The 22941-nt window shown below is 37.1% G+C and carries 25 protein-coding genes and 1 pseudogene; 10 read left to right on the top strand and 16 right to left on the bottom strand.

Features of this window, described 5'->3' with window-relative positions; translation table 11 throughout:
- Window positions 1-148: 148 nt before the first annotated feature.
- Window positions 149-529, bottom strand: coding sequence for a hotdog fold thioesterase (locus JOC83_RS17200; RefSeq protein ID WP_205188626.1), 381 nt, complete (start codon window positions 527-529; stop codon window positions 149-151).
- A 278-nt stretch (window positions 530-807) separates the two neighbouring features.
- On the opposite strand from JOC83_RS17200, the gene JOC83_RS17195 reads away from it, so the two are divergent.
- From JOC83_RS17195 to JOC83_RS17185, 3 genes are all read left to right on the top strand, one after another.
- Window positions 808-1089 carry a YuzC family spore coat inner layer protein gene (locus JOC83_RS17195; protein ID WP_205188625.1) on the top strand — a complete coding sequence of 94 codons (282 nt, stop codon included), beginning with the start codon at window positions 808-810 and terminating at the stop codon, window positions 1087-1089.
- Window positions 1090-1299: 210 nt separating this feature from the next.
- A complete protein-coding gene (locus JOC83_RS17190; protein WP_205188624.1) occupies window positions 1300-1836 on the top strand; it encodes an HD domain-containing protein in 537 nt (178 codons plus the stop codon).
- Window positions 1837-1965: 129 nt separating this feature from the next.
- On the top strand, window positions 1966-2157 hold the full coding sequence (locus tag JOC83_RS17185) for a hypothetical protein (RefSeq protein ID WP_205188623.1): 192 nt from the start codon (window positions 1966-1968) through the stop codon (window positions 2155-2157).
- 41 nt (window positions 2158-2198) lie between these two features.
- Here JOC83_RS17185 and JOC83_RS17180 read toward each other — a convergent pair whose 3' ends face one another.
- Window positions 2199-3515 (bottom strand): Na+/H+ antiporter family protein, encoded by a 1317-nt coding sequence (locus JOC83_RS17180; protein ID WP_205188622.1) that lies wholly within the window; start codon window positions 3513-3515, stop codon window positions 2199-2201.
- A gap of 178 nt (window positions 3516-3693) precedes the next feature.
- Between JOC83_RS17180 and JOC83_RS17175 the strand changes: the two genes are divergently transcribed.
- Window positions 3694-5019: an FAD-dependent oxidoreductase gene (locus tag JOC83_RS17175; RefSeq protein WP_205188621.1), complete on the top strand. Its 1326-nt coding sequence runs from the start codon at window positions 3694-3696 to the stop codon at window positions 5017-5019.
- Window positions 5012-5998, top strand: coding sequence for a class I SAM-dependent methyltransferase (locus tag JOC83_RS17170; RefSeq protein ID WP_205188620.1), 987 nt, complete (start codon window positions 5012-5014; stop codon window positions 5996-5998). The genes JOC83_RS17175 and JOC83_RS17170 overlap by 8 nt, the downstream gene beginning before the upstream one ends.
- Before the next feature lie 64 nt (window positions 5999-6062).
- On the opposite strand, the gene JOC83_RS17165 is transcribed toward JOC83_RS17170, so the two are convergent.
- Both JOC83_RS17165 and JOC83_RS17160 read right to left on the bottom strand, forming a co-directional pair.
- Entirely contained in the window at window positions 6063-7559 is a 1497-nt protein-coding gene (locus tag JOC83_RS17165) for a leucyl aminopeptidase (protein ID WP_205188619.1), read from the bottom strand.
- A gap of 13 nt (window positions 7560-7572) precedes the next feature.
- A complete protein-coding gene (locus JOC83_RS17160) occupies window positions 7573-7953 on the bottom strand; it encodes a DUF309 domain-containing protein (RefSeq protein ID WP_378912754.1) in 381 nt (126 codons plus the stop codon).
- A 235-nt stretch (window positions 7954-8188) separates the two neighbouring features.
- Here JOC83_RS17160 and JOC83_RS17155 point away from each other — a divergent pair, with 235 nt between their 5' ends.
- Complete coding sequence (locus JOC83_RS17155; protein WP_205188617.1) at window positions 8189-8668, top strand: divergent PAP2 family protein; 480 nt, start codon at window positions 8189-8191, stop codon at window positions 8666-8668.
- A gap of 143 nt (window positions 8669-8811) precedes the next feature.
- Here JOC83_RS17155 and JOC83_RS17150 read toward each other — a convergent pair whose 3' ends face one another.
- The 4 genes and pseudogenes from JOC83_RS17150 to JOC83_RS17135 form a co-directional block, all read right to left on the bottom strand.
- Entirely contained in the window at window positions 8812-9447 is a 636-nt protein-coding gene (locus JOC83_RS17150) for a 3D domain-containing protein (RefSeq protein ID WP_378912755.1), read from the bottom strand.
- A 168-nt stretch (window positions 9448-9615) separates the two neighbouring features.
- Window positions 9616-9939 (bottom strand): YuiB family protein, encoded by a 324-nt coding sequence (locus JOC83_RS17145; RefSeq protein WP_205188615.1) that lies wholly within the window; start codon window positions 9937-9939, stop codon window positions 9616-9618.
- 218 nt (window positions 9940-10157) lie between these two features.
- Window positions 10158-10497, bottom strand: a pseudogene (locus JOC83_RS17140) (NUDIX domain-containing protein); the annotation flags it as partial.
- A 115-nt stretch (window positions 10498-10612) separates the two neighbouring features.
- Window positions 10613-11827, bottom strand: a complete 1215-nt coding sequence (locus JOC83_RS17135; RefSeq protein WP_205188613.1) for an NAD(P)/FAD-dependent oxidoreductase — start codon at window positions 11825-11827, stop codon at window positions 10613-10615.
- Between the two features lie 508 nt (window positions 11828-12335).
- Between JOC83_RS17135 and JOC83_RS17130 the strand changes: the two genes are divergently transcribed.
- On the top strand, window positions 12336-13331 hold the full coding sequence (locus tag JOC83_RS17130; RefSeq protein WP_378912711.1) for an NAD(P)/FAD-dependent oxidoreductase: 996 nt from the start codon (window positions 12336-12338) through the stop codon (window positions 13329-13331).
- 43 nt (window positions 13332-13374) lie between these two features.
- Here JOC83_RS17130 and JOC83_RS17125 read toward each other — a convergent pair whose 3' ends face one another.
- The 3 genes from JOC83_RS17125 to dapF all read right to left on the bottom strand — a co-directional run bounded on the left by JOC83_RS17125 (window position 13375) and on the right by dapF (window position 15796).
- Entirely contained in the window at window positions 13375-14385 is a 1011-nt protein-coding gene (locus JOC83_RS17125) for a LacI family DNA-binding transcriptional regulator (protein WP_205188611.1), read from the bottom strand.
- Between the two features lie 121 nt (window positions 14386-14506).
- A complete protein-coding gene (locus JOC83_RS17120) occupies window positions 14507-14872 on the bottom strand; it encodes a HesB/IscA family protein (protein ID WP_205188610.1) in 366 nt (121 codons plus the stop codon).
- A gap of 69 nt (window positions 14873-14941) precedes the next feature.
- On the bottom strand, window positions 14942-15796 hold the full coding sequence (gene dapF, locus JOC83_RS17115) for a diaminopimelate epimerase (RefSeq protein WP_205188609.1): 855 nt from the start codon (window positions 15794-15796) through the stop codon (window positions 14942-14944).
- A 288-nt stretch (window positions 15797-16084) separates the two neighbouring features.
- Here dapF and JOC83_RS17110 point away from each other — a divergent pair, with 288 nt between their 5' ends.
- Window positions 16085-16777: a DUF2225 domain-containing protein gene (locus tag JOC83_RS17110; protein WP_205188608.1), complete on the top strand. Its 693-nt coding sequence runs from the start codon at window positions 16085-16087 to the stop codon at window positions 16775-16777.
- 125 nt (window positions 16778-16902) lie between these two features.
- Here the strand turns inward: JOC83_RS17110 and JOC83_RS17105 are convergent, their stop codons facing one another.
- Window positions 16903-17142: a YuzB family protein gene (locus JOC83_RS17105; protein WP_205188607.1), complete on the bottom strand. Its 240-nt coding sequence runs from the start codon at window positions 17140-17142 to the stop codon at window positions 16903-16905.
- Between the two features lie 299 nt (window positions 17143-17441).
- On the opposite strand from JOC83_RS17105, the gene JOC83_RS17100 reads away from it, so the two are divergent.
- Window positions 17442-18509, top strand: coding sequence for an NAD(P)/FAD-dependent oxidoreductase (locus JOC83_RS17100; protein WP_205188606.1), 1068 nt, complete (start codon window positions 17442-17444; stop codon window positions 18507-18509).
- 74 nt (window positions 18510-18583) lie between these two features.
- On the opposite strand, the gene JOC83_RS17095 is transcribed toward JOC83_RS17100, so the two are convergent.
- On the bottom strand, window positions 18584-18820 hold the full coding sequence (locus JOC83_RS17095; protein ID WP_205188605.1) for a NifU family protein: 237 nt from the start codon (window positions 18818-18820) through the stop codon (window positions 18584-18586).
- A 202-nt stretch (window positions 18821-19022) separates the two neighbouring features.
- Between JOC83_RS17095 and JOC83_RS17090 the strand changes: the two genes are divergently transcribed.
- Entirely contained in the window at window positions 19023-19355 is a 333-nt protein-coding gene (locus JOC83_RS17090; protein WP_205188604.1) for a YuzD family protein, read from the top strand.
- An 87-nt stretch (window positions 19356-19442) separates the two neighbouring features.
- On the opposite strand, the gene thrB is transcribed toward JOC83_RS17090, so the two are convergent.
- Genes thrB through JOC83_RS17075 form a run of 3 tightly spaced genes read right to left on the bottom strand, consistent with a single transcriptional unit; the run spans window position 19443 to window position 22719 of the window.
- Window positions 19443-20363, bottom strand: a complete 921-nt coding sequence (gene thrB, locus JOC83_RS17085) for a homoserine kinase (RefSeq protein WP_205188603.1) — start codon at window positions 20361-20363, stop codon at window positions 19443-19445.
- Window positions 20357-21418: a threonine synthase gene (gene thrC, locus JOC83_RS17080; protein ID WP_205188673.1), complete on the bottom strand. Its 1062-nt coding sequence runs from the start codon at window positions 21416-21418 to the stop codon at window positions 20357-20359. Before thrC ends, thrB begins: the two co-directional genes overlap by 7 nt.
- On the bottom strand, window positions 21418-22719 hold the full coding sequence (locus JOC83_RS17075) for a homoserine dehydrogenase (RefSeq protein WP_205188602.1): 1302 nt from the start codon (window positions 22717-22719) through the stop codon (window positions 21418-21420). The genes thrC and JOC83_RS17075 overlap by 1 nt, the downstream gene beginning before the upstream one ends.
- Between the last annotated feature and the right edge of the window lie 222 nt (window positions 22720-22941).

Here is a 22941-nt window from a genome sequence, read left to right as displayed (position 1 = left end):
ATATTTATGTATAAAAAGGGGTTCTTAGGCTTCATAAAGGCTATAAATAAACTCCCTTGCTCCATCTATTCATGTTAACTAGATTAAGCAAGGGAGTTCATTGTTGAAATCAAATCGAAAGTTCTACTCTTTTCGAGGCAGCTCTTTCTTATTTAGTTAATACAGCTAACGTACATCTAGAAATACATATTAACTTTTGCTGTTCGTCGACAATCTTTACTTCCCATATCATGGTTTTCTTGCCTTTATGTAAAGGTGTAGCGATTGCGGTGACGATTCCATCTTTTTTTGCGCGAATATGATTCGCATTAATTTCTAAACCTACACATGCTTCACGATCTTGATCAATCGATGCAAATCCTCCAATGCTTGCTACTGTTTCTGCTAATGCGACCGAAGCTCCCCCGTGTAATAGCCCGAACGGCTGTCTAGTTCGACCGTCCACTGGCATAGTGGCTTCCACTCTCTCACTACTCACATGTGTAATTTCAATTCCTAGCGCTTCCATTAATGTATCTTTTAATTCCATCGGTTCTCCCCCTTTATTAAATGTGTACAACTATCATACGTTTACTTCTCCATTCTTTCCACTATCTCCTTTTAGACCCCTTCCTCTCTCTATTTACTCATCCGAATATCGAATAATTCAATGAAATACATATATACATAAAGTAATCTTACTTCTATTAAAAAGGAGCGCTTTCACATATGAATAGATATACATACCCCTCTTTTCCTTTTGTATGCACCTATCCCATTTATCAATACAGACCACACTCTTTCTACTTCACGAGAGATTTTCCTCCAGTGGATACTTCTACATTTAAACGATCTCTTAAAATAATGCCTAAAGCGCTAGCCGATGTTAGCTTGTTTGTTGAAAAAATGAATGGACAAAAAGATTTGCCCTATAAAATGAAAGAAGCCGCACAACAGTCAAATAAAAATGAAGTTCAAAGGCTCATTAAATCGACTGGTGTTCAATCTGATGTTGATGTTTCTTTTAATCCAGATAATATCCGGATTCTCTTCTTATTTAACAGAGATGACTTTGACTGCTGTCACATTACATTAGCAATTAAGTGGTAAAACATCTTTCAAACCCTTCATGTTTTAACCTTTTACCATCAAAAATAAAAAGTTGGACGGTCCCTTTTAGTTTTTGAAGAATACTATAGATAATATGGAATAAAAACACATGTAAAAACTGATTACACCCTTGTTGTATTTATTTAACAAATATGATAGTGTTGTTTGAAATATATCTTTCACACTATTTTATATAGGAGGGTCTATACGATGAGAAATGTTACGTTACTTGAGATCTTCACACATCCAATTGCTCAAAAGTATTTAACGAGATCTGGTGTAGCTCACGCTATTTCCGTTGCATATCACGCTCTTCGCCTTTCTAAACAATTTAATGTTAATCCAGACTTAGCCACAAAAGCAGCTCTATTACATGATATCGGTCATTATGAATGGTATACAGATGGCCAATGGGATTATGAAAAATATAAGAAAAATGATATTCACGCAATTAAAGGTGCGGAGCGTGCTCATAAGCTATTAATTAGGCTCGGTGAAAATCCACAGCATGCAAAAGAGATTGCCCTAGCAATCCTACTTCATACAGATTCCTATCTTCCTGAAGGTGAGCTCCAGAAACGTCCGTTGCAGACCGTTGTACGATTAGCAGACGAAGCAGACGAAGAACCTGGAGGAAATCATCACTATCGTCATATCGATCATCACCAAGCCATAAAACAAATTAAAAGATTAGATGAAAAAGTTGAAAAAACCTTAAAAGTCACGCATTTTAAACGCCTAGGTTAAAAAAGGAGCTGTAAGAAAAAAACAGCTCCTTTTTATATTGCTTACATAGGACAACTTGTTCAATCTTCTACTCATAAATTCCAAAAATAAACTCATACTATAATCGAATCATTAAAGGAGGAATCCGTTATGCAAAAAAATGCTAGAGGGTATGTTCAAGACTCTTGTACTGCACTTAATGAAGCCAAAACTTGCTTACAAAGTGCTCTACAAACGGTTGAGGAACAAGGAAATCGCCAACGAATCGAACAATCTTTGCAAGCAGTTGAAAGCGCATTAGGTCAATGCAGCGGTACAGCTAATATTCTTGAGCAAAAATAAAAAAAGCAAGACTTTACAAACACTTGTAAAGTCTTGCTTTTTTATAAAATAACAGCCGCTAACCAACCGAAAATAATTAATGGAATGTTATAGTGTAGAAATGTTGGAACACAAGTTTCCCAAATATGATTATGCTGTCCGTCTACATTTAATCCTGATGTAGGTCCTAATGTACTATCTGATGCTGGTGAGCCAGCATCACCAAGAGCACCAGCTGTTCCAATAATAGCAATGGTTGCTAAAGGACTCATTCCTAATTGCATACATAACGGTACAAAGATCGTAGCAATGATTGGAATCGTGGAAAATGATGAACCAATTCCCATTGTAATAAGTAGACCTACTAATAACATAGCAAGTGCTCCTAGTGACTTGTTACCACCAATGACATCTGCTGCACTTTCCACTAACGTCTCCACGTGACCAGTTTCTTGTACAACGCTCGCAAAGCCTGCTGCTGAAATCATGACAAATCCGATAAATGCCATCATTCGCATACCACCTGTTAGAAGTGCATCTGCTTCATTCCACTTAATTGCACCACTAAAATACACAATGACAATCCCTGCTAACGCTCCAAAAATCATAGAGTCTAGTTGAATTTGAACAACTAGTGCAACAATAATGGCTGCAAGAGAAAATAAAATACCTCTTGTCGTATAGTGTTGTCCTTCTTCTTGTTCAGCAATTTCAATATCATTATATACTCTAGGTTTTCGATATGAAATGAATGCTGCTATCAGTAAGCCCAATAACATGCCTAATGCAGGTAAAGCCATGGCCACTGGAATGTCACTTGACGAAATCGTTAAACCATTTTGTTCAATGTTTCCACGTACAATATCATGATAGATACTACCAAACCCATAAGGTAAGAACATATAAGGAGTAATAAGTCCAAACGCAATAACTGTTGCAATGAGCCTACGATCAAACTGTAGCTCGTTGAACACCTTTAATAAAGGTGGAATGAGTAATGGAATAAACGCAATGTGAACAGGAATTAAGTTTTGTGAAAAGCATGAAATAATTAAGACAATAAGGACAATAAGTACTTTTGAAAGTGCTTTTCTTTTTGTATCACCTTTTTTACTTACAATCTTCAGCGCTAGCCTTACAACCGCATCAGGTAGTCCTGTTTTTGATACCGCTACAGCAAAGCCTCCTAATAAAGCATAGCTTAAGGCGACCGAAGCACTGTTACCTAAACCACTTGTATATACTTCTACTGTTTTATCTAATCCTAAACCGCCTGTAAGTCCTCCTGCTAATGCCCCAATTGCAAGTGAAAATACCACATTCACTCGTAATAAGCTAAGCACTAACATAACGAGTACGGCGATGATAACTGCATTCATCATGAAACCCCCAAAATCTTTAGTGTGCTAAATCGTTAGAGAATTAAATCAATAAACTCATTATAGTACGAAATATAAAAATGTCAATGGTAAATCTAAGTAAGCTATCTATTGTAAAGAGAGTTTATAAGTTTGAATATTGAAGCAAGTGGAAAATACATACATAGGTGGTGATTGTTTGAAAACAAATGTCTTGATACATGGTGGAGGAATTGGCGGATTAACCGTCGCACTAAAACTAGCAAAGTGCGGTATTGATGTATGCGTTGCCGAACAATTAAAAGGACCTTCTCATTCCTATAAAGGAGAATTGCTACAACCTAAAAGCTTAGACATTTTTCATCGAATGGGTATCTTTGGTCGCGTTCAACGCATCTCCCATAAAATTAATCATATTGATGTGATTGAAATGATAACCGAACAAAATGACGTTAAAAAAATTGGACAAACAAAGATGAGTTATGATGTCATTGATTACCCTTTTAACTATGCATTCATGACTCCTCACGAAGAGTTAAAAGACGTACTATTAAAAGAAGCACAAGCTTATCCAAGCTTTCATTATCTACAACCTGCCCGTTTTCAAGGTTTTCATAAAAATGGCGCACGATTAAAAATGGCTAATGGAGAAATTGACATACAAGCTGATTTTTACATTGGCGCTGAAGGTAGGAAATCGAAAACACGTGAAGAAATGAACGTGAATCGAAAAGAACATACGTATGACCATCACTTTTTAACCGTCACATTTCCAAGACCCCCTTCTATGACGGAAGGAAAAATCATTTCAACTCCCGATACGTTTTTAGGTCTCTTTCCTTTACCTAACAACATGGTGCGAACAGTCTATTTAATTCCGTCAGGAGAGTATAAAAACATTCGTCAAAAAGAAATATCTTTTCTTCATCAAAAATATATAGAGCTTTGTCCAGAGTTAGATGGTTATGTGACACAACTAACCGATTGGAAGTTAATTCAACTTATGATTCCTGTTCATTTTCACGCAGATCAATACGTAAAAGATAACATAGCCATCCTTGGCGATGCTGCTCATAGTGTGCATCCAATGGCAGGTGAAGGCATGAATCTAGCTATTCAAGATGGCGATGTATTAGGAGAACTTCTTTGCTGGATGTATAAACACAATCTCACAGATCATTCCTATTTAACATGGTACGAGAAAGTAAGGAAGCCCCGTACAAAAGAAATATTAAAGATTAGCCATTTATCTGCCCTTGCCTACTCAAAACCATTTAAATCATTTACGACCGTTCGTTATCGAGTAATGAAGCAAATGACGACTGATTCAAAGCTTCATACAAAGCAAATGCTAAATATCTCCGGACTCGGGTTATGGAAAGAAAATATTGTCGATCGCTTCATTCAAATTGGGCTTTTTCCTCCAAGAAAGAATACAAAGTTAGCGACAAAAGGAAATCATTATTTCTTTCATACAGCAGATGATTATCCATGGAAAATAAAAGGAGTGAATACACATGATTAACGAGTATCTTCGAGTTTTTAAAGCAAGAGGATGGATGAAGAGGAATATGCCTTTTTTGTACAGTTGGCATGCTTATGTAGGCTATGAACTAGATTTATATGAATCTTTTAAAAAGCCCATAACGATTGAAGAAGTTGCTTACAAAAAATCATTGCGAGAAGATTTACTTCAACGGTGGGTTGAAGTCGGTATCTCAATCAAGTATATGAAAGCTTTGTCGAAGGGGCGATTTAAAACGGTGAGAAGCTTTATGCTTCCTTCTAGCAAGAGTAACCCTCGTTCTACTGGTGTAATTTTAAAAGAAATGATGGAGCTTCATATCCCAACACTATTAAGCTATCCAGACATAATGAAAAAAAGCCAAAAACAAACATTCGATCATGATGAACATGGTGAAACGGTCGCTCAAACTTCGTCGCTGTTAGAACAATTAGCTTTACCTACACTTTCTCGCATGATAAAAAAACAAAATATTCAATCTTTAATTGATGTAGGTTGTGGACATGGTGGTTATTTACAGCGTTTAGCTGGTGAGTTTCCCGATGTTCAAATGATTGGTATAGAGTTAAATGATGATGTAGCGAAAGAAGCGATAAACCGCTGTAAAGATTTTAACAACATAGAAATTAAGTGCCAAGACGGTAACACTTGGACACCAGATGAAAAAGTCGATCTTGTGCTAGTCAATAATTTGCTCCATTATATTTCTTTAAACGATCGACAATCCTTGTTTCATCAGCTAAGTAGCTGGTTGCATGACAAAGGTGTGATTTCAGTGATTACTCCTATTCAAAACCCTAAGCACGGTAAGCAATTTTCCAGTGTATTTAATAGTTTTTTTACGGCATTCGATAACTTATACCCCGTGCCAACTGAAAAAGAGATTAATCAATTAGCTGCTCGTGCAGGCTTAACCGTAAAAGAATTCCGACCGCTTGTTAAAGAAGGTGGATGGTACCGTATCATGATGGAGAGATAAATCGCTTATCTATTTTTGATTACGGGCAAGCCGAAGTGCCCGTAATCAAAAACATCCAAAAACCTTACTTTTCAAATCTGTCTACAAAGTCTGCTAACGTACGAACCATGACGCCAGTTGCTCCTGCTGGACCTAATTCGTGAGCCGATGAAGTGGTGGCAGTACCTGCGATATCTAAGTGAACCCACGGTGTATCTTCTGCAAATTCCCCAATAAATGTTCCAGCCATAATCGCATGACCTTCACGACCAGGTGAATTATTTAAATCCGCTACTTTGCTATTGCGAACACGCTTTTTATCTTTTTCTGTAATTGGTAAACGCCAAATTGGTTCACCTGCTTCGGAACTTGCTTCTACTAGTTGCTCAAAAAGCTGCTCATTATTTGTCATTGCTCCTGTAATGTGTGTACCAAGCGCAATAATAACGCCACCTGTTAATGTTGCAACATCCACAAGATACTCTGCACCATGATGCTTGGCATACGTAATCGCATCAGCAAGTGCTAAGCGCCCTTCAGCATCCGTATTTAAGACTTCAATTGTTTTTCCACTCATTGCTGTAATCACATCATCTGGCTTTAATGCAGCGCCGCTAATCATATTGTCTGTCGATGGAATCACAGCGACTACGTTTTGTTTTGGACGAAGCTCACCGATAATTTCCATCGCACCTAATACAGATGCAGCGCCTCCCATATCTGTTTTCATCCCTACAATTCCATCCTTAGGCTTAATCGAATATCCGCCTGTATCAAAGGTAATTCCTTTTCCAATCAAACCAATGACATCTTCCCATTGATCTTTTCCTTGATATTTTAAGACAATCATTTTAGGAGGCTCCACAGATCCTTTATTAACCGCTAAAAATGCACCCATTCCTAGCTTTTCCATTTCATCTTTTTCTAAAATTTCATATTCAAATTCATATTTTCTAGCTAGCTCGACCGCATAGTTTGCCATATCTGTCGCTGTTAGCATATTACCTGGCAAATTGACCAGTGTACGTGCAGAATTGGTTGCTTTTCCATATGTATATCCTGTTGTTAAGTTGTTTAAAATAGCTTGTTCATCCGCCTCGGTTAACACGTCTACTTTCTCAAGATGCTTTTCTGGTTCATTTGATTTCTTTTTATAATCGGCAAACTGATACGTAGAAATAGGCTGTGCTTCCGCAAGTAAATGAGCTGCTTGCTCTACATCAATACGATCTGTTACAAAGGTATCTAATGCAATCGTCACTTCTTTTAACCGATCTTCTTTCAATGTTTTGAACAGCGTTCCTAATGACTCTTGAAGTGCTTCTGCTGTTAAGGCTTGTTTTTTTCCTAACCCAACAAAATATAAACGTTTTGCCCCTATTTTATGAAACGTATGTACTTTTGATATTTTTTTTAATTTAACGGATACGTCTCCTTCTTTAATAAGCATCATAATATGGCCGTTTAACTGTGCATCAATTTCACCTATTACTCCACTCAATTGCTGATTTTGATTAAAAACACCAACAACCAATCCTTCTGCTGGTTGATGAACTTCATAGTGATTTACGACTGAAAACATAAGAGAATCCTCCTTATTCTTCTAAATATAAGATTAAACTAGGTAACTCCGGCAACTGATCAATCTCTTCAAACGGAACCCTATCCACCTCTGCTGGCATCCGCTGAAGACATTGATCGATAAACCATTGGACTTCATTCACATTAATACCCCAGTAAGACGGCTCATACGATTTTAAGTAAACCTTTCCGGCCTTCATCATTGTACGTGCACCTTTTACATTTCCATATCCATAGTGATACAGAGCAACCGTCATTTGAAGCAAACCTTTTAAAAACAAATTCTGCTTATCCGTCATCCATATCTCTTCTAATAAGTCATGACAGGTATAATAGTCTCCTTCGTTGAATTTCACGAAGAACTCGTAATATTCAATCGGATAAAGGGGCAAGATGATTTCCTCCTAGACAATCATTCTTTATGACTATATGCTAAAAAGAGTACACATTTATCATAGCAAATTTCAAAATAATCTTATATATATAAATCTGCTTACGCAGACCTTTGAGAAAATGTTTAGGGAATTGTGGAATCAAGGGGTGTGAAATAGTCTCTTTTCCTAGAGGGGGAAACTAGGTTATTGTGTGATTGATCTATACATAACATAAATAAAGAGGTGTAAAACAAAAATGGATTTATTTAATAACTTTCCACTTTGGAGTGCGCTAATTGCCATCGCGTTTGCACAAATTGTTAAAGTACCTATTGAATTTATCGCAACGCGTAAATTAAACTGGGGATTAATTTTTAGTACAGGAGGAATGCCAAGCTCACATTCTGCAGCGGTTACATCCTTAACCACAGGAATTGGACTTATTGAGGGTGTTGATTCTCCTTTATTTGCTGTTTCAACTGTTTTTGCGGTCATTGTGATGTTTGATGCCACGGGCGTAAGACGTCATGCAGGAGAACAAGCAACGGTTTTGAACCGATTAGTTGAAGATTTCAATCGAGCAGTGGAAGAAGCAAAAATGTGGCCTACGCAAGCAGAAAGAGAAAAACAAGAAAAACTAAAAGAATTGTTAGGTCATCAACCTATTGAAGTATTCTTTGGGGCCATAACTGGAATTGCTGTAGCTTTCCTCGTTTATTTACTTTGGTACATGTAAAGACAAGTTATGATCATAAAAACAAAAAGCTCTTGTATGCAATATCCCTTGCCATTTATCGATTGATATGACTAGATTGCATAGGCAAGGGAATGTTGCATGCTGTATCAAGTGGGACGTTTTTCTTCCGACACCGCTTCGTTTTATTTAAGTTGTTGACGGAATACTTGCTGAGCTTTATCTTCATTAAGCATTGTTAATTCGTCTTCTGTTAAAGTACCCGTTCCCTTTTTCACTACATATACTTGTAACTCTTTTTTGCCCCAGCTTTCATACACATCACTTACCGTTTCATAGTACAAATCGAGTCGATTACCTTTTATGGCTCCGCCTTTGTCTGCCACAACTCCATAGCCGTATCCTGGAATAAATAAAATAGTGCCAATTGGAAAAACATTCAAATCTGCAGCAATTGTTGAATATAAATCTCGTTTTACTTTAACGCCCGAATAAGTAATTCCATACTCAGGATGACCTGGTTGTTTACCTGTTGATTCATACCCCGCTGTATAGCCAGTTGCTAAAACGTTATGTGCAGGATATTTCGACCAGTCATAAGCCTCTTCTAAGGTTGTAACACTCTCATTTACATCTAAAGAAGCAACCGTAGTCAGTTGACTTTCATTATACATCGCCATGCCATTCCAATAATGGACAGAACGATTGTATAAGAAAGAGAGTACCGTTTTCGCCTCTACTCCTGACACAGATTCATACGTCGTTAATAATGCTCCAACAAACAAAATACTCATCAATATTCTTCTTGTCACATTAATCATCATTGACCATTGGACAACTCCTCTCACGAATCTATTTGTTTCCAACAATGAAGCAAATTATTCGTGAGAGGTGCTTTTAATTCGGGCATTTGATTACAGTGATATGAAAAAAAACCACAGTTTTACATACTGTGGCATCCTTATTATTGTGCTATACTAATAAATTTTTTAAAACATACGATACCCTCTGGCGCGTAACAAACGGATGACAATACCCGACATAATTGCACCAGCTAATCCAGATAACAAAATAATTAAGTCTGCTGCTGAAATAGCTGCAAATCTGCTTCCTAAATGTGAAAATGAAGTTGCTGGATTTGTAAAATACTCAATAAACCTTATATCATCAATGATGAACACAAAGATAATAGGATAAATAATGGCCATAATCCAAGACATACGCAACAGCATATTTAATAAGAAACCGATACCAAAAAACAAAACAAAAAACAATAGAATAGAAATTAGTAAAACAGGTAAACTCATTTGCACGGCTTTCACCCCCTATACACACATTTTTAAGTGTACTGAAAGCAGAAAAAACCGTCAATATAAATCATTGGTACATCATTAATAGAACAATTTATACGATGTGTAGCCAAAATGATTGCCAGGATTTAAATCGTTATGTATTGGTAAAACCGCTAACGTTTGGTCAATAATTTGGTGAAGAAGTAAAGAGGAATCCGGACTTTCAAATAGTTCGTCCTTTGTCATAAACGCCACATGAGATAATTCTCGCTCTTGAATGACGATGTTTTCTGTCAATGGTTCCAATAAAAAAAGAACCATATTGTCACTAACTTCTCCTTTAATCACACCAGAGCGTAGACCAACGATACCTAAAGGATTTGCTTTAATCCCTGTTTCTTCATACACCTCTCTTACAACCGCTTGATCAATGGTTTCATCTTCGTTGACAAATCCAGCAGGAAATGACCATTTCCCCTTTAGCCCACCATATTTCTTCTTTACAACGAGATAGCGATTGTCCACTGTTTTGACAATACCAGCTACCGCTAACCATACATTTCCTCTTTTATGTTTCATTGTTTATCATCCCCTTTCTATTCACTGTATCATACCTGCACAGGGGGAGGTATCCTAACAATATGAACACAAAAAAAAGGCAATAGGATTGCTCCCACTGCCCTTTGATTAGCTATTAAAAGAAATTAAATTTTCCTTTTTTCATTACTAGACCTGCGCCACCTTGTAAGTAAAGAGCACGGTTGTCTACTACTTTCTTCATGAATGATGCGCTTGAACCGAATAACTTACGACCAAATACAACACCAATTGCATCGTCATGACCTAGTGAACATACAGTACCTTTTAAATCTGGTTTAAACTCTTGCATTTCACCTTGTCCACGTACTAATACTGCTAAGTTATGTGCACATGTTTCACCTTGTTGCATAGCAATTTGCGCAGTTGGTGGATATGGACGCTCAGTTTCTGGGTTAATCATTAATGAACAATCTCCAACGATAAATACGTTGTCTAATCCTGGAGCGCGTAACTGAGGGTCAACTTTCACACGACCACGCATGTTTTCAAAGCCTGCTTTTTCAATTAGATAACTTCCACGTACACCTGCAGCCCAGATAACCGTTGCAGCTTTGATTTCTTCTACTTGATCATCTTTTGCTACAATGATACCTTCTTCTGTTGCTTCTTTAATTGCTGTACCAATTTTAAATTCTACTCCCTTACGCTCAAGTTGTGTTACAGCATACTCAACTAATTCCGGATCAAAACCAGGTAGTGCAGTTGGAGCTGCTTCCACACAAATGACGCGTACTTTTTCACGAGGAATATCAAACTCTTTGCAAAGTTGTGGAACGCGGTTTGCTAATTCACCTACAAGCTCAATACCAGTGAATCCAGCACCACCAACAACAATTGTTAATAGCTCATCACGCTTTTCAACTTCATTGTTGTATGTTGCGAATACATAATCAATGTGCTCACGAATAAGACGTGCAGAATTAATGTTAGCAATCGAGAAGGCATGCTCTTTTAATCCTTTAATACCAAATGTTTCTGATTCATAGCCTAGTGCAACTACTAAGTAATCATATTCTAATTCGCTGTTTTCTAAGATTACACGCTTTTCTTCTGTCTTAACATCAACAACTGTATCTTGTACAAAGTTTACTTTGCTTGTATTAATTAAGTTTTTTACCGGAACGCGAGAACGATCATGATGTAGAGTTCCTGCAGAAACTTCATGTAACCACGTTGTCTCATAGTGGTAATCATTTTTATTTACAAGTGTAATATCCGCTTCACTTACACCTAATTTCTTTTGTAAGTTTACAGTAGTCATGATGCCGCCGTATCCAGCACCTAGAACAACAACCTTTGGCTTTCTCATTACGATGTCATCCACCTTTTCTTAGTTTATAGTTGCGAGGGATTATAAGTATAAAAACAATAATAATGTCATAATTGCAGAAATATCTTTTTGCTTAGTTTGAGCATGAAACTATGCTCCTATCCATCGCATAGCACAAATTTATATACTATAAGTTTGTGAATTACTTCACGTACTTTTGCATGAAAGTACATATTTTTGTTAGAAAAATGTCATAAAAAATTAACAATATGTCTATCAAACATCATATTCTTTTTTGCAAACTTTTTCAAGCCCTATTCCATGATTTGAAACGTTTAAAATTTTCATTCTTCTCCTAAAAATTCCCCTGTTGTTTGCAGGGTTAAACAAATTCTTATCGAAAAAACTATAATAAAGAAGCCTTATTTTTTAAAAGCAAGAGATGCAATCGTAATAGATGATAAATAAGGAAGCTTCCTAAACGTTTAAATTGCCTTATGTTATCATAAAGTAATAAACTATTTTATACATAATTATAGAGGTGATCATGTTGAGAGAAGATAAAAACGTATACGATATTACCATCATTGGGGGAGGACCTACTGGACTATTTACCGCTTTTTACGGTGGTATGAGACAGGCAAGTGTGAAAATCATTGAAAGCCTGCCGCAACTTGGTGGACAACTCTCCGCTCTTTATCCAGAAAAATACATTTATGATGTAGCTGGTTTTCCAAAGATTCGCGCACAAGAGCTTGTTGATAACTTAAAGGAACAAATGAAACAATTTAATCCTACTGTTTCCTTAGAACAAGCAGTAGAAAAAGTAGAAAAACAAGCTGACGGTGTATTTAAATTAACAACAAATGAAGAAATTCATTATTCAAAGACTATTATTATTACAGCCGGAAACGGTGCATTTCAACCAAGAAAAATTGAACTAGATAATGCTGTTCAGTTTGAGAAATCAAACCTTCACTATTTTGTAGATGATATGAATAAATTTAAAGGTAAAAAGGTATTAGTTTGTGGCGGTGGAGATTCTGCTGTTGATTGGGCATTAATGCTTGAGCCAATTGCTGAAAAAGTAATTCTTACGCATCGTCGAGACAAATTCCGTGCTCATGAGCATAGTGTAGAAAGCTTAAAGAACTCCGCTGTGGAGATTAAAACACCTTATATTCCTGTAGAGCTAATTGGTGACGACCGAATTACACAAGTAGTATTGGAAAACACAAAAGATGAGGAAAAAGAAGTGATCGATGTAGATGATGTCATTGTAAACTTTGGATTCGTCTCGTCATTAGGACCGATTAAAGAATGGGAATTAGACATTGAGAAAAATTCCATTGTCGTGAATACGAAGCAAGAAACCAATGTACCAGGTATTTACGCTGCTGGTGACATTTGCACATATGAAGGAAAAGTGAAATTAATCGTTGCTGGATTTGGTGAAGGCCCAACGGCTGTTAATAATGCGAAAGCTTACATTGATCCAAAAGCACGTCTACAGCCAATGCATAGTACTTCAATGTTTAGCTAATGAAAAAACTGTGTCAGAAGAATGATTTCTGACACAGTTTTTTTCATTTATTTAGTAAAGCAATAGGCTCTCTATTCGTAACTGTATCGCGTTCAATGATGCGATGTGGATAGATAAGATTAACCTTTCTTTCTCCTTTAATGAGCACTTCAAATGCCCTTCTTCCCATTTTATATAAAGGTTGTTCGATAGTTGTTAACGGTGGAATTGCTTTTTGGGCGGTAGCCGTATTATCATAACCAAGCAACGATATTTGCTCTGGAACTTTAATGCCCTGCTTATATAAATAAGATAATGCACCGATGGCCATTTCATCACTTGCACAAAAAACAGCTGTTAAATGTTTCTGATGGCTTAATAGTTGTTGCATGCATTCTATCCCACTTTGAAATCCAAAATCACCATATGCAACAGCATTCTCTGTAAAGGGTAGCCCAGAATCAATTAACGCTTGTCGATATCCATGTACACGAGGAGTTGTTGTCATCTTGTCGCTTCTTGTACCTGAAATCATTCCGATATGTATATGCCCTTTGTCAAGAAGATATGTTACTGCTTCATAAGAAGCCTTAAAGTCGTCTACTTTAATACACGGGATATCGTAATTTGATTGAGTTGCAACCAAAACAACTGGGATATTCATTCTTGTTAACATGTCATAATATTCTTTTGTAATATATTCACTAACAATGATAATCCCATCTACTTGCTTTTCTCGTAATGTCTGCAAATACTTCATTGTTCGAGTACCATCTTTATCTGTTTTACAAATGATAACGCTATGATCAAATTCATGTGCAACATCTTCGATTCCAGCTAATATTTCACTAGCAAACAAATCAGAAACCTTTGGGAGTAGAACACCCATTGTGTTTGTTTTCTTGCTAATCAACCCTCTCGCAATAGCGTTTGGCTGATAACCAAGTTCATCAATGACTTTCACTACTTTTTGTTTCGTTTCTTCTGAATAGCCCGGCAGATTATTTAGAATTCGAGATACTGTTGCAACAGATACATTTGCTTGTTTTGCTACGTCCTTAATTGTCACCGACATACCAGATCAGCTCTCCCTGTAAACGTTTTCTATGCCTAATTTTACCATTATATAAAAGCGCTTTCAATACTATCCTAATTAAAAAAGCCTGCGTACTTTAAGACCGTACACAGGCTTCGTATTAACACTCTTCGGGCTTCCCGGCATTTGTCGCCGTACGGAACGAAGAGCCACAACCACAGTTGGCAATGGCGTTTGGATTATCGATGGTAAAACCGCCACCTAGCATAGACTGTTTGTAGTCGATTTTCACATCTCGTAAAATAGGGGCACTTTCTTTGTCTACTAATACGTTAATGCCATGCTGTTCAAATAACATATCCTCATCTTGAACTTCATGATCAAAACCCATTCCATATGACAAGCCACTACAGCCGCCACCTTTAATCGTTACGCGCAGATACGCGTTCTCCTCACCATGTTCTTTCATCATATCTTTTATTTGAAAGCTTGCTGCTTCTGTAATTGTTAGGATAGCTTCACTCATATGATCAACCTCCTTCTTATCATTTTAGTATACTCTTGAATCGTAAAAGTCACAAATGATGTGATTTCATTAATAATAGTATTCACCTTTACAAATGATTTCAGCAGGACCTGTCATTAAAACAGCTCCTTCGTTCGTCCATGTGATGGTTAAATCTCCTCCAGCTAAGTGGACGATTGTTGGGATATCACGCTTCGTGTAATGATTTAAAACCGAAGCCACAACCGCTGCACAAGCACCTGTTCCACATGCTTGTGTAACTCCTGAGCCTCTTTCCCATACGCGGAAATGTAGCTCTTGCTCGTTTACCACTTCAACAAATTCAACATTTACCCCATCAGGAAAACGCTCATCTTTTTCTACAATTGGACCAAGTGTGGTTAATGGTGCTTCTTCAATTTGATCAACATAAAAAATAACATGTGGATTTCCCATGGACACCGTTGTAATTTCATAGGTTTGATTTGCAAATACTGCTTGCTCAGACACAATCATATCCTGATTTTCACCAATCATTGGAATCTCTGCGCGTGATAAACGCGGCTGGCCCATATCAACTGTCACTTGATCGACGACTTCATCCTTCACATGTACCTCTGCTTGTACAACCCCTGATAGTGTTTCAATTGAAAATCTATTTTCTTCTACTAGCTTATGCTCATACGCGTATTTGGCAACGCATCGTAACCCATTTCCACAATTCTTTGCCTCAGAACCATCATTATTAAATACACGCATTTTTACATCAGCTACATTTGAAGGACAAATCAGAATTAATCCATCTGATCCGATACCCGTATATACATTTGCAACCTTTATTGCTAAAGATGGTAATTCCTCTTCTTTAATTTTTTCTTTAAACATATTTACATAAATGTAGCTGTTCCCTAAGCCATGCATCTTTGTAAACTGAAAGCTTTTCATCTCATCACCTATTCGTTTTACTTTTCTATAAATTTGTTAAGTATAGTATAAAATGATTCTCAAACGTACACAATGATAACATCCCCCGTTTTTGACTCCTTGATTATATTGTATCGAGGAGTTTTTTGTTGTGTTCTCCTTTCTACACACTAAAGAGAGTGAAGACATACAACTCTCAAAAAATCCGCTAACTATCTATAACTTTATTACCAAAAAGATGTATAATTAAAATAGTCTTTTAAGACTATCACCAGGCTATTAATCCTAATTTTGAGGAGGATATTAAAAATGGAACCTCTCACCCCTCTTTATGATAAAACAATCACATGTGCGCTATGCAAAAAAGAGTATACGACTAAAAAAATCCGCTCACGCTTTGTTCGTCCTATTAAATATGACACTGATTTTTTTACTTTTTATGAAAATGCACATTTAAATCCACTGTTCTATCATGTACATGTTTGTCCAACATGCGGATACTCTGCCACAGAAGATTTCTCTCCATCTTTTCTCCTAAACACTGATTTGGAGTTAAAGGAAAAAGTGAGTGCTCATTGGATTGAACAAGACTACGGACAAGAGCGTACGATTGAAGATGCAATTAAAGCTTACAAGCTTGCTCTTTTTTGCTCCGTTATCAAAAAGGAAAAGCATATAACCATCGCTAGTATATTGCTTCGATTATCATGGCTCTATCGAATAAATGAAGATAGTAAACGTGAAGCACATTTCATGAAGTATGCTCTACATCACTATGAAGAATCTTACCTTGTTGATGATTCCCGAGATAGTCAAATGAGCATTGTAAAGATGTTATATATGATTGGTGAGCTTTATTTACGATTAGATAATGAACAACAAGCTACGTTTTATTTTTCTCAAATCATTCAAAAGCATGGACAGCACTCTGACCAGAAAATTATTTCAATGACAAGAGAACGATGGTACGAATTAAGAGAACGAAATAAAAAAAGAGCATAACAAAAGCGGCAGACAAAAGAACATTATCTTTCATTCTGCCGCTTCATTTATGAATGTAAAGTGAATCATGACTCATAGCCTGTCCTAAAAAAAGCGCCTTTTCATTAAGTTTAACCAAACAGAGATTAAAACATAGGATTTTCTTCGAGATGAATATAGATATTGTCAACTAACTCATCTGGTGTTTCACCCATTACAATTTCTCCATTGACAAGTGCAAAGAGTGACTGTGCGCACTTCCCACAATAACCAAGGCAGCCATATTCAATAATGTCTAAATTAGAGTCTTTTTCTAGCTTTTCTAAAGCTTTTTGAGATCCACTTGCTAAATTGCTAATACAAAACTCAATAATTGGCTTAATCAAATTTCTCACCTCGCTACTTAATTTTAATCTAACTTGTTTCAATACATACGTCAAATACAAAAACTGACGTGCGCTTTCATAAGTTTATGTCGAAATTATGTTGAAACATATTGTGGTTTTACACTAATTTAGTTATACTTTTAGGTACATAATCACTAATCATGTCACCACAAAATGCTATTTTAATAAAATATGCTACTTCATAGAAAGTGCTTACATTAAGCTTCTATACATGAAGTTCTTTCTATTTATAAAGAGATAGAGAAAAATAAAAGTACGAAGCTAAAGGAGAAATCCAAATGAAGAACCTTGTTATTCTAGGCGGTGGATACGGTGGGATGCGTATCTTACATAGACTTTTTCCAACTCAATTACCCAATGATATTCAAGTAACACTTGTTGATAAGGCTCCTTATCATTCTCTTAAAACAGAGTTTTATGCATTAGCAGCTGGTACAATTTCAGATCAGCATGTGCGCGTCGCTTTTCCAGAACACCCTCAATTATCAATCCGTTACGGCAGTGTCACACATGTCGACTTAGATGAAAAGAAAGTTCACCTAGAAAACGAAGATCCTATCCTGTATGACGACCTAGTTATCGGTCTAGGCTGCGAAGATAAATATCACAATGTTCCAGGAGCGCCAGAACATACGCACAGTATTCAATCAATTGATTCTTCAAGAAGAACCTATCAAATGCTTAATAACTTACCTGCTCATGCAACCGTTTCGATTGTTGGTGCAGGGCTAAGTGGTGTAGAACTAGCAAGTGAATTACATGAAAGTCGCCCTGACTTAAAAGTAAAGTTATTCGATCGAGGTAACTTAATTTTATCAGCATTTCCTGAGCGTTTAAGTAATTATGTTCAAGGATGGTTTACTTCTCATGGAATTGAAGTGATTAACAAAGCCAACATAACAAGAGTCGAAGAAAATATCCTTTATAATCATGATAATCCTATCCATAGTGATGTAATTGTGTGGACAGCTGGCATTCAACCAAATAAAGTTGTTCGTGATTTAGATGTGGAAAAAGACCTTCAAGGTCGCGTTATTTTAACAAAGCATCATCATTTACCAAATGATGAACATGTCTACGTAGTGGGAGATTGTGCAAGCTTACCACATGCACCTAGTGCTCAATTAGCAGAAGGTCAAGCAGAGCAAATTGTGCAAGTTTTGATGAAACGCTGGAATAACGAACCTCTTCCCGAAGAGCTTCCAACAATTAAGTTAAAAGGCGTGTTAGGATCCCTTGGTAAAAAGCATGGTTTTGGACTTGTTAATGATCGAGCAATTACAGGGCGCGTAGCTCGTCTTTTAAAATCAGGTATTCTTTGGATGTACAAATACCATAATGGATAAATGTAAACCAAAGGAGGCTATCCAATTTAACTGGATAGCCTCTTTTACTCTATAACACGATATGATGGTTTAAATTAGAATACTTGCTCTACTTCTACAACACCTGGTACTTCTTCTAAAAGCGCACGTTCAATACCAGCTTTTAATGTAATTGTAGAACTTGGGCAGCTACCACAAGCACCAAGTAGACGTAATTTTACAATCCCATCCTCGATATCTACTAATTCACAATCTCCACCATCACGTAATAAGAATGGACGAAGTTTATCTAATACTTCTTGTACTTGTTCTTTCATTTCGATTTCTGTCATGTTTATCGACTCCTTTCTTTATATTTATTATAAACTGTCTTCTTAAAAAAATCTATTCATCTATACCCGGTAATGTTCCCCTCTTTAATCAAGAACGTATTGTGCAGCTTATTAAGATGAGATTCGTTCCTATTTTGCAAATGATTTTAGAGAGTACTCTGCTTAATGGATAATGTATAATGAATATAAGGGGGAGATCACGATGGTTGCACCACAAGTAGAGATTTGTATTTACGGAGCGGATGTTATTTGCGCTAGCTGTGTTAATCTACCTTCTTCTAAAGATACGTATGAATGGTTAGAAGCTGCTTTAGCAAGGAAGTTCCCAAACCAATCCTTTCATATTACGTATGTGGACATTTACAATCCACCAGAAGATGAGAATAAACAACAATTTTCTCAACGAGTCATTGAGGAAGAGATGTTTTATCCAGTTGTTGTGATTAACGGAACCGTCGTTGGCGAAGGAAATCCTAAGTTAAAAAGCGTGTACAATGAATTAGAAAAATACGGTTTTTCTTCTGCAAACACCTAACGTAAAAAAGGATTAAGATGTGGCTGAAGGTATCTCAAAAAGGGCAATTCCTTTCTTTTGAGATATCCTCAGCCCCCATTCTGTGAATTAGTTACATGTTGTGATGGCTTCTTTGTGAACTTGCACGCCACGATGGTCAATTGTTAACACATCTACTTCACAATGAGGAACGATTTTGCGCAGTGAGTTCACAATACGTTCGCCGTCTCCCTTACGAGCTAAACACAAAATGCTTGGTCCTGCCCCGCTTAGTGCCACTCCATATGCTCCTATCTTTTTTGCTTCTTCTCTTACAATCGGTAATTCTGCCACTAAAGACATTCGATAAGGCTCATGATACAAATCTTTTTCCATTAACGTACCGACTAACGGCCAATTCCCTTTCATTAGTGCAGCAACTAACATATTACCTACCGCTCCTGCTTCTACTGCCTCCTGATAGGAAAGCTGCTTTGGTAACACATCACGCGCATCCGTTGTTTTTAATTCGTATTTAGGAATAACCATCACAACATCTACGTCTGCATAAGGAACTTGTGTGATATATGTATCGTCTTTATGGTGATATCCAACAACAATTCCTCCATATAAGGATGGACTCACATTGTCAGGGTGTCCCTCCATCACACTTGCGATTCTCAACTTTTCATCTATCGAAAGATTTAATTGACATAGTAAACTGGCTAACTCTATACCCGCTACAATCGCTGATGCACTACTTCCTAATCCTCGAGCTAATGGGATATCACTACTTACATACACTTTCGCTGCTGGAAGATTCACTTTGTATGAAGTAGCAACTTCTAGCGCTACTTCATACATCAAATTATCTTTTCCTGTTGGAATCGATTCAACTTCCTCTGATTGGGGGATAAACACCCACTCGTCCGCTAACTCTATCTTCAATGTTAAATATCTTGATAATGCCATACCAATAGAGTCAAACCCTGGCCCAATGTTAGCAGAGCTTGCAGGGACTTTAATGATGGCTCTTTCGCTACCTAGCATGATGCCACAACACCTTGAATATGTTCAAACACCTTTTGATCATCGTTCGGTAATACCGTTGGAGACACCTCATTCACATCAATGGCAACGTTAGGGTCTTTTAAACCATTACCCGTTAATACGGCCACAACCGTCGAACCTTGTGGAATCTTTCCTGACTTTACATCTTTTAAAACGCCAGCGATAGATGCACAAGAGCCTGGCTCGGCGAATACACCTTCACTTTTAGCGATTAGACGATATGCTTCAATGATTTCTTCATCTGTTACTTCATCAATCTTGCCTTGTGATTCATTGGCTGCTTGAACCGCATACTCCCAACTTGCTGGATTGCCGATGCGAATGGCTGTCGCAATCGTTTCAGGATTTTCAATGACTTCGCCACGAACAATTGCCGCTGCTCCTTCTGCTTCAAATCCGTGCATTTTAGGAAGACCTGTTTGATGATGGTCATTGTATTCTTTAAAACCTTTCCAGTAAGCTGTAATGTTGCCTGCATTTCCTACAGGGATTGCTAGAACATCTGGCGCTTTACCTAATTGATCACATACTTCAAAAGCTGCCGTTTTTTGGCCTTCAATTCGATAAGGATTCACAGAGTTTACTAGCGTTACAGGTGCTGTTTCACTTAATTTACGTACCATCGCTAATGCTTGATCAAAGTTTCCTTCAATCGCTACAATTTCAGCACCATACATAACTGCTTGAGCAAGCTTACCCATTGCAATTTTGCCGTTTGGAATAACGATAATACAGCGCATACCTGCTCGTGAAGCATAAGCTGCCGCTGCTGCTGACGTATTCCCTGTTGAAGCGCAAATTACTGTATGACTGCCCTCTTCTTTTGCTTTTGCTACAGCCATAACCATCCCACGGTCTTTGAATGAACCTGTTGGGTTTGTACCTTCTACTTTTACGTGTAGATTGATTCCTAGCTGCTTTGACAAGTTGGCTAAATGAATGAGAGGTGTATTCCCTTCATGTAAAGTCAGCATCGGTGTTTGTTCTGTGACTGGTAAATACTCTTTATACTGAGCTAATAAGCCTTTCCACATCATACTTCTCCCACTCCCTCAACTCGGTAACTACTTTTTACACTTTCTACAATGGATAAATCTCGTAACTGCTGAACAATTTCTTCATAATCTTTTAATGATGATTTATGCGTAACAACTACAATTTCAGCTAATTCACTATTTTTCACTGGTAACTGAATGATTTTTTCAAAACTTACACCTCTTTCAGAGAACAGTGATGTTAATGTTGCAAATGCACCAACTTGATCTTTTACGTGAATACGTAAGAAATATTTTGAATACACATCTTTTGCTTCTTTTAGTTGCTTTGGATATTGTGGTGTAACGGCGCTTTTCCCGTTCACACCTAGACGCATATTTTTCATAACTCCAACTAAATCAGACACAACCGCTGTTGCTGTTGGAAGGCTACCTGCACCTGGTCCATAAAACATCGTTTCACCTACTGCTTCTCCGTACACATACACAGCATTGTATTCATCATTTACAGAAGCAAGCGGATGTGCGTTTGCTAGTAACGTTGGCTCTACGCTTACTTCGACGTTTTCACCATCTCGATGTGCATACCCAATTAATTTCATTGTATAGCCTAATTGCTTACTATATTGTAAGTCTTCTTCTGTGACATTCGTGATTCCTTGAACCCGTACATCATCCAAGTCAATTTTCATCGAGAAGCCTAACGTTGATAGAATCGCCATTTTTCGTGCTGCATCTAATCCTTCTACATCGGCTGTTGGATCGGATTCTGCATATCCTAAATCTTGCGCTTCTTTTAATACTTCTTCATATGCACTACCTTCGTTCATCATCTTCGTTAAAATGAAGTTTGTTGTTCCATTTACAATCCCCATCATTTTTGTAATACGATCTGATGCTAATCCTTCTACTAAACTACGAAGAATTGGAATGCCTCCGGCTACACTTGCTTCATAAAACAAGTCACACCCACTTTCAGAAGCGACTGTTAGTAATTCCGATCCGTATAAAGCCATTAAATCTTTATTTGCTGTTACAACGTGCTTTTTATTTCGTAACGCCGTTAAGATATAATCTCTTGTATGTTCAATGCCACCCATTACTTCAATAACAACGTCTACATCCGGATTATGTAAAATGTCTTCTACATTAGTTGTTAGCTTTTCAGAAGGGATGTCTACACCCCTTGCCTTAGATAAGTCCTTTACAAGTACTTTTTGGACTTCTACTGGACACCCAACTTGATGCATTAATTTGTCTTGATGATTTTCAATAATTTTTACAACACCACTTCCAACCGTTCCTAGACCTAATAAACCAATCTTGATGCTATTTGCCATGTTATCCACCCCTGTGTATTTTATACGTAAACAAATGTTTTCTTATAGAGGACATTATAGAACCTCTTCTGTTTTTTTACAAGACCCTTCTTTTTTGAAAAGTATCTTATAACTGCTGTAGACTACGGTATATCAAGATAGTTTAAAATTTTAAAAATATTTTATTTATTATCATACCATGCTTCTTTCCTCTTTTTAACAGAAAAAAGACATTTTCAGCAA

The organism is Priestia iocasae (assembly GCF_016909075.1).
GTDB classification, from domain to species: domain Bacteria; phylum Bacillota; class Bacilli; order Bacillales; family Bacillaceae_H; genus Priestia; species Priestia iocasae.
This window is presented reverse-complemented; position numbering and strand designations above follow the sequence as displayed.

What these genes read in the sequence shown, in the direction of transcription:
- JOC83_RS17200 (WP_205188626.1), bottom strand. Translation starts at nt 529, where the DNA reads ATGGAATTAAAAGATACATTAATGGAAGCGCTAGGAATTGAAATTACA.
- JOC83_RS17190 (WP_205188624.1), top strand. Translation starts at nt 1,300, where the DNA reads ATGAGAAATGTTACGTTACTTGAGATCTTCACACATCCAATTGCTCAA.
- JOC83_RS17185 (WP_205188623.1), top strand. Translation starts at nt 1,966, where the DNA reads ATGCAAAAAAATGCTAGAGGGTATGTTCAAGACTCTTGTACTGCACTT.
- JOC83_RS17180 (WP_205188622.1), bottom strand. Translation starts at nt 3,515, where the DNA reads ATGAATGCAGTTATCATCGCCGTACTCGTTATGTTAGTGCTTAGCTTA.
- JOC83_RS17170 (WP_205188620.1), top strand. Translation starts at nt 5,012, where the DNA reads ATGATTAACGAGTATCTTCGAGTTTTTAAAGCAAGAGGATGGATGAAG.
- JOC83_RS17165 (WP_205188619.1), bottom strand. Translation starts at nt 7,559, where the DNA reads ATGTTTTCAGTCGTAAATCACTATGAAGTTCATCAACCAGCAGAAGGA.
- JOC83_RS17155 (WP_205188617.1), top strand. Translation starts at nt 8,189, where the DNA reads ATGGATTTATTTAATAACTTTCCACTTTGGAGTGCGCTAATTGCCATC.
- JOC83_RS17150 (WP_378912755.1), bottom strand. Translation starts at nt 9,447, where the DNA reads ATGATTAATGTGACAAGAAGAATATTGATGAGTATTTTGTTTGTTGGA.
- JOC83_RS17135 (WP_205188613.1), bottom strand. Translation starts at nt 11,827, where the DNA reads ATGAGAAAGCCAAAGGTTGTTGTTCTAGGTGCTGGATACGGCGGCATC.
- JOC83_RS17130 (WP_378912711.1), top strand. Translation starts at nt 12,336, where the DNA reads ATGTTGAGAGAAGATAAAAACGTATACGATATTACCATCATTGGGGGA.
- JOC83_RS17125 (WP_205188611.1), bottom strand. Translation starts at nt 14,385, where the DNA reads ATGTCGGTGACAATTAAGGACGTAGCAAAACAAGCAAATGTATCTGTT.
- JOC83_RS17120 (WP_205188610.1), bottom strand. Translation starts at nt 14,872, where the DNA reads ATGAGTGAAGCTATCCTAACAATTACAGAAGCAGCAAGCTTTCAAATA.
- dapF (WP_205188609.1), bottom strand. Translation starts at nt 15,796, where the DNA reads ATGAAAAGCTTTCAGTTTACAAAGATGCATGGCTTAGGGAACAGCTAC.
- JOC83_RS17110 (WP_205188608.1), top strand. Translation starts at nt 16,085, where the DNA reads ATGGAACCTCTCACCCCTCTTTATGATAAAACAATCACATGTGCGCTA.
- JOC83_RS17100 (WP_205188606.1), top strand. Translation starts at nt 17,442, where the DNA reads ATGAAGAACCTTGTTATTCTAGGCGGTGGATACGGTGGGATGCGTATC.
- JOC83_RS17095 (WP_205188605.1), bottom strand. Translation starts at nt 18,820, where the DNA reads ATGACAGAAATCGAAATGAAAGAACAAGTACAAGAAGTATTAGATAAA.
- JOC83_RS17090 (WP_205188604.1), top strand. Translation starts at nt 19,023, where the DNA reads ATGGTTGCACCACAAGTAGAGATTTGTATTTACGGAGCGGATGTTATT.
- thrB (WP_205188603.1), bottom strand. Translation starts at nt 20,363, where the DNA reads ATGCTAGGTAGCGAAAGAGCCATCATTAAAGTCCCTGCAAGCTCTGCT.
- thrC (WP_205188673.1), bottom strand. Translation starts at nt 21,418, where the DNA reads ATGTGGAAAGGCTTATTAGCTCAGTATAAAGAGTATTTACCAGTCACA.
- JOC83_RS17075 (WP_205188602.1), bottom strand. Translation starts at nt 22,719, where the DNA reads ATGGCAAATAGCATCAAGATTGGTTTATTAGGTCTAGGAACGGTTGGA.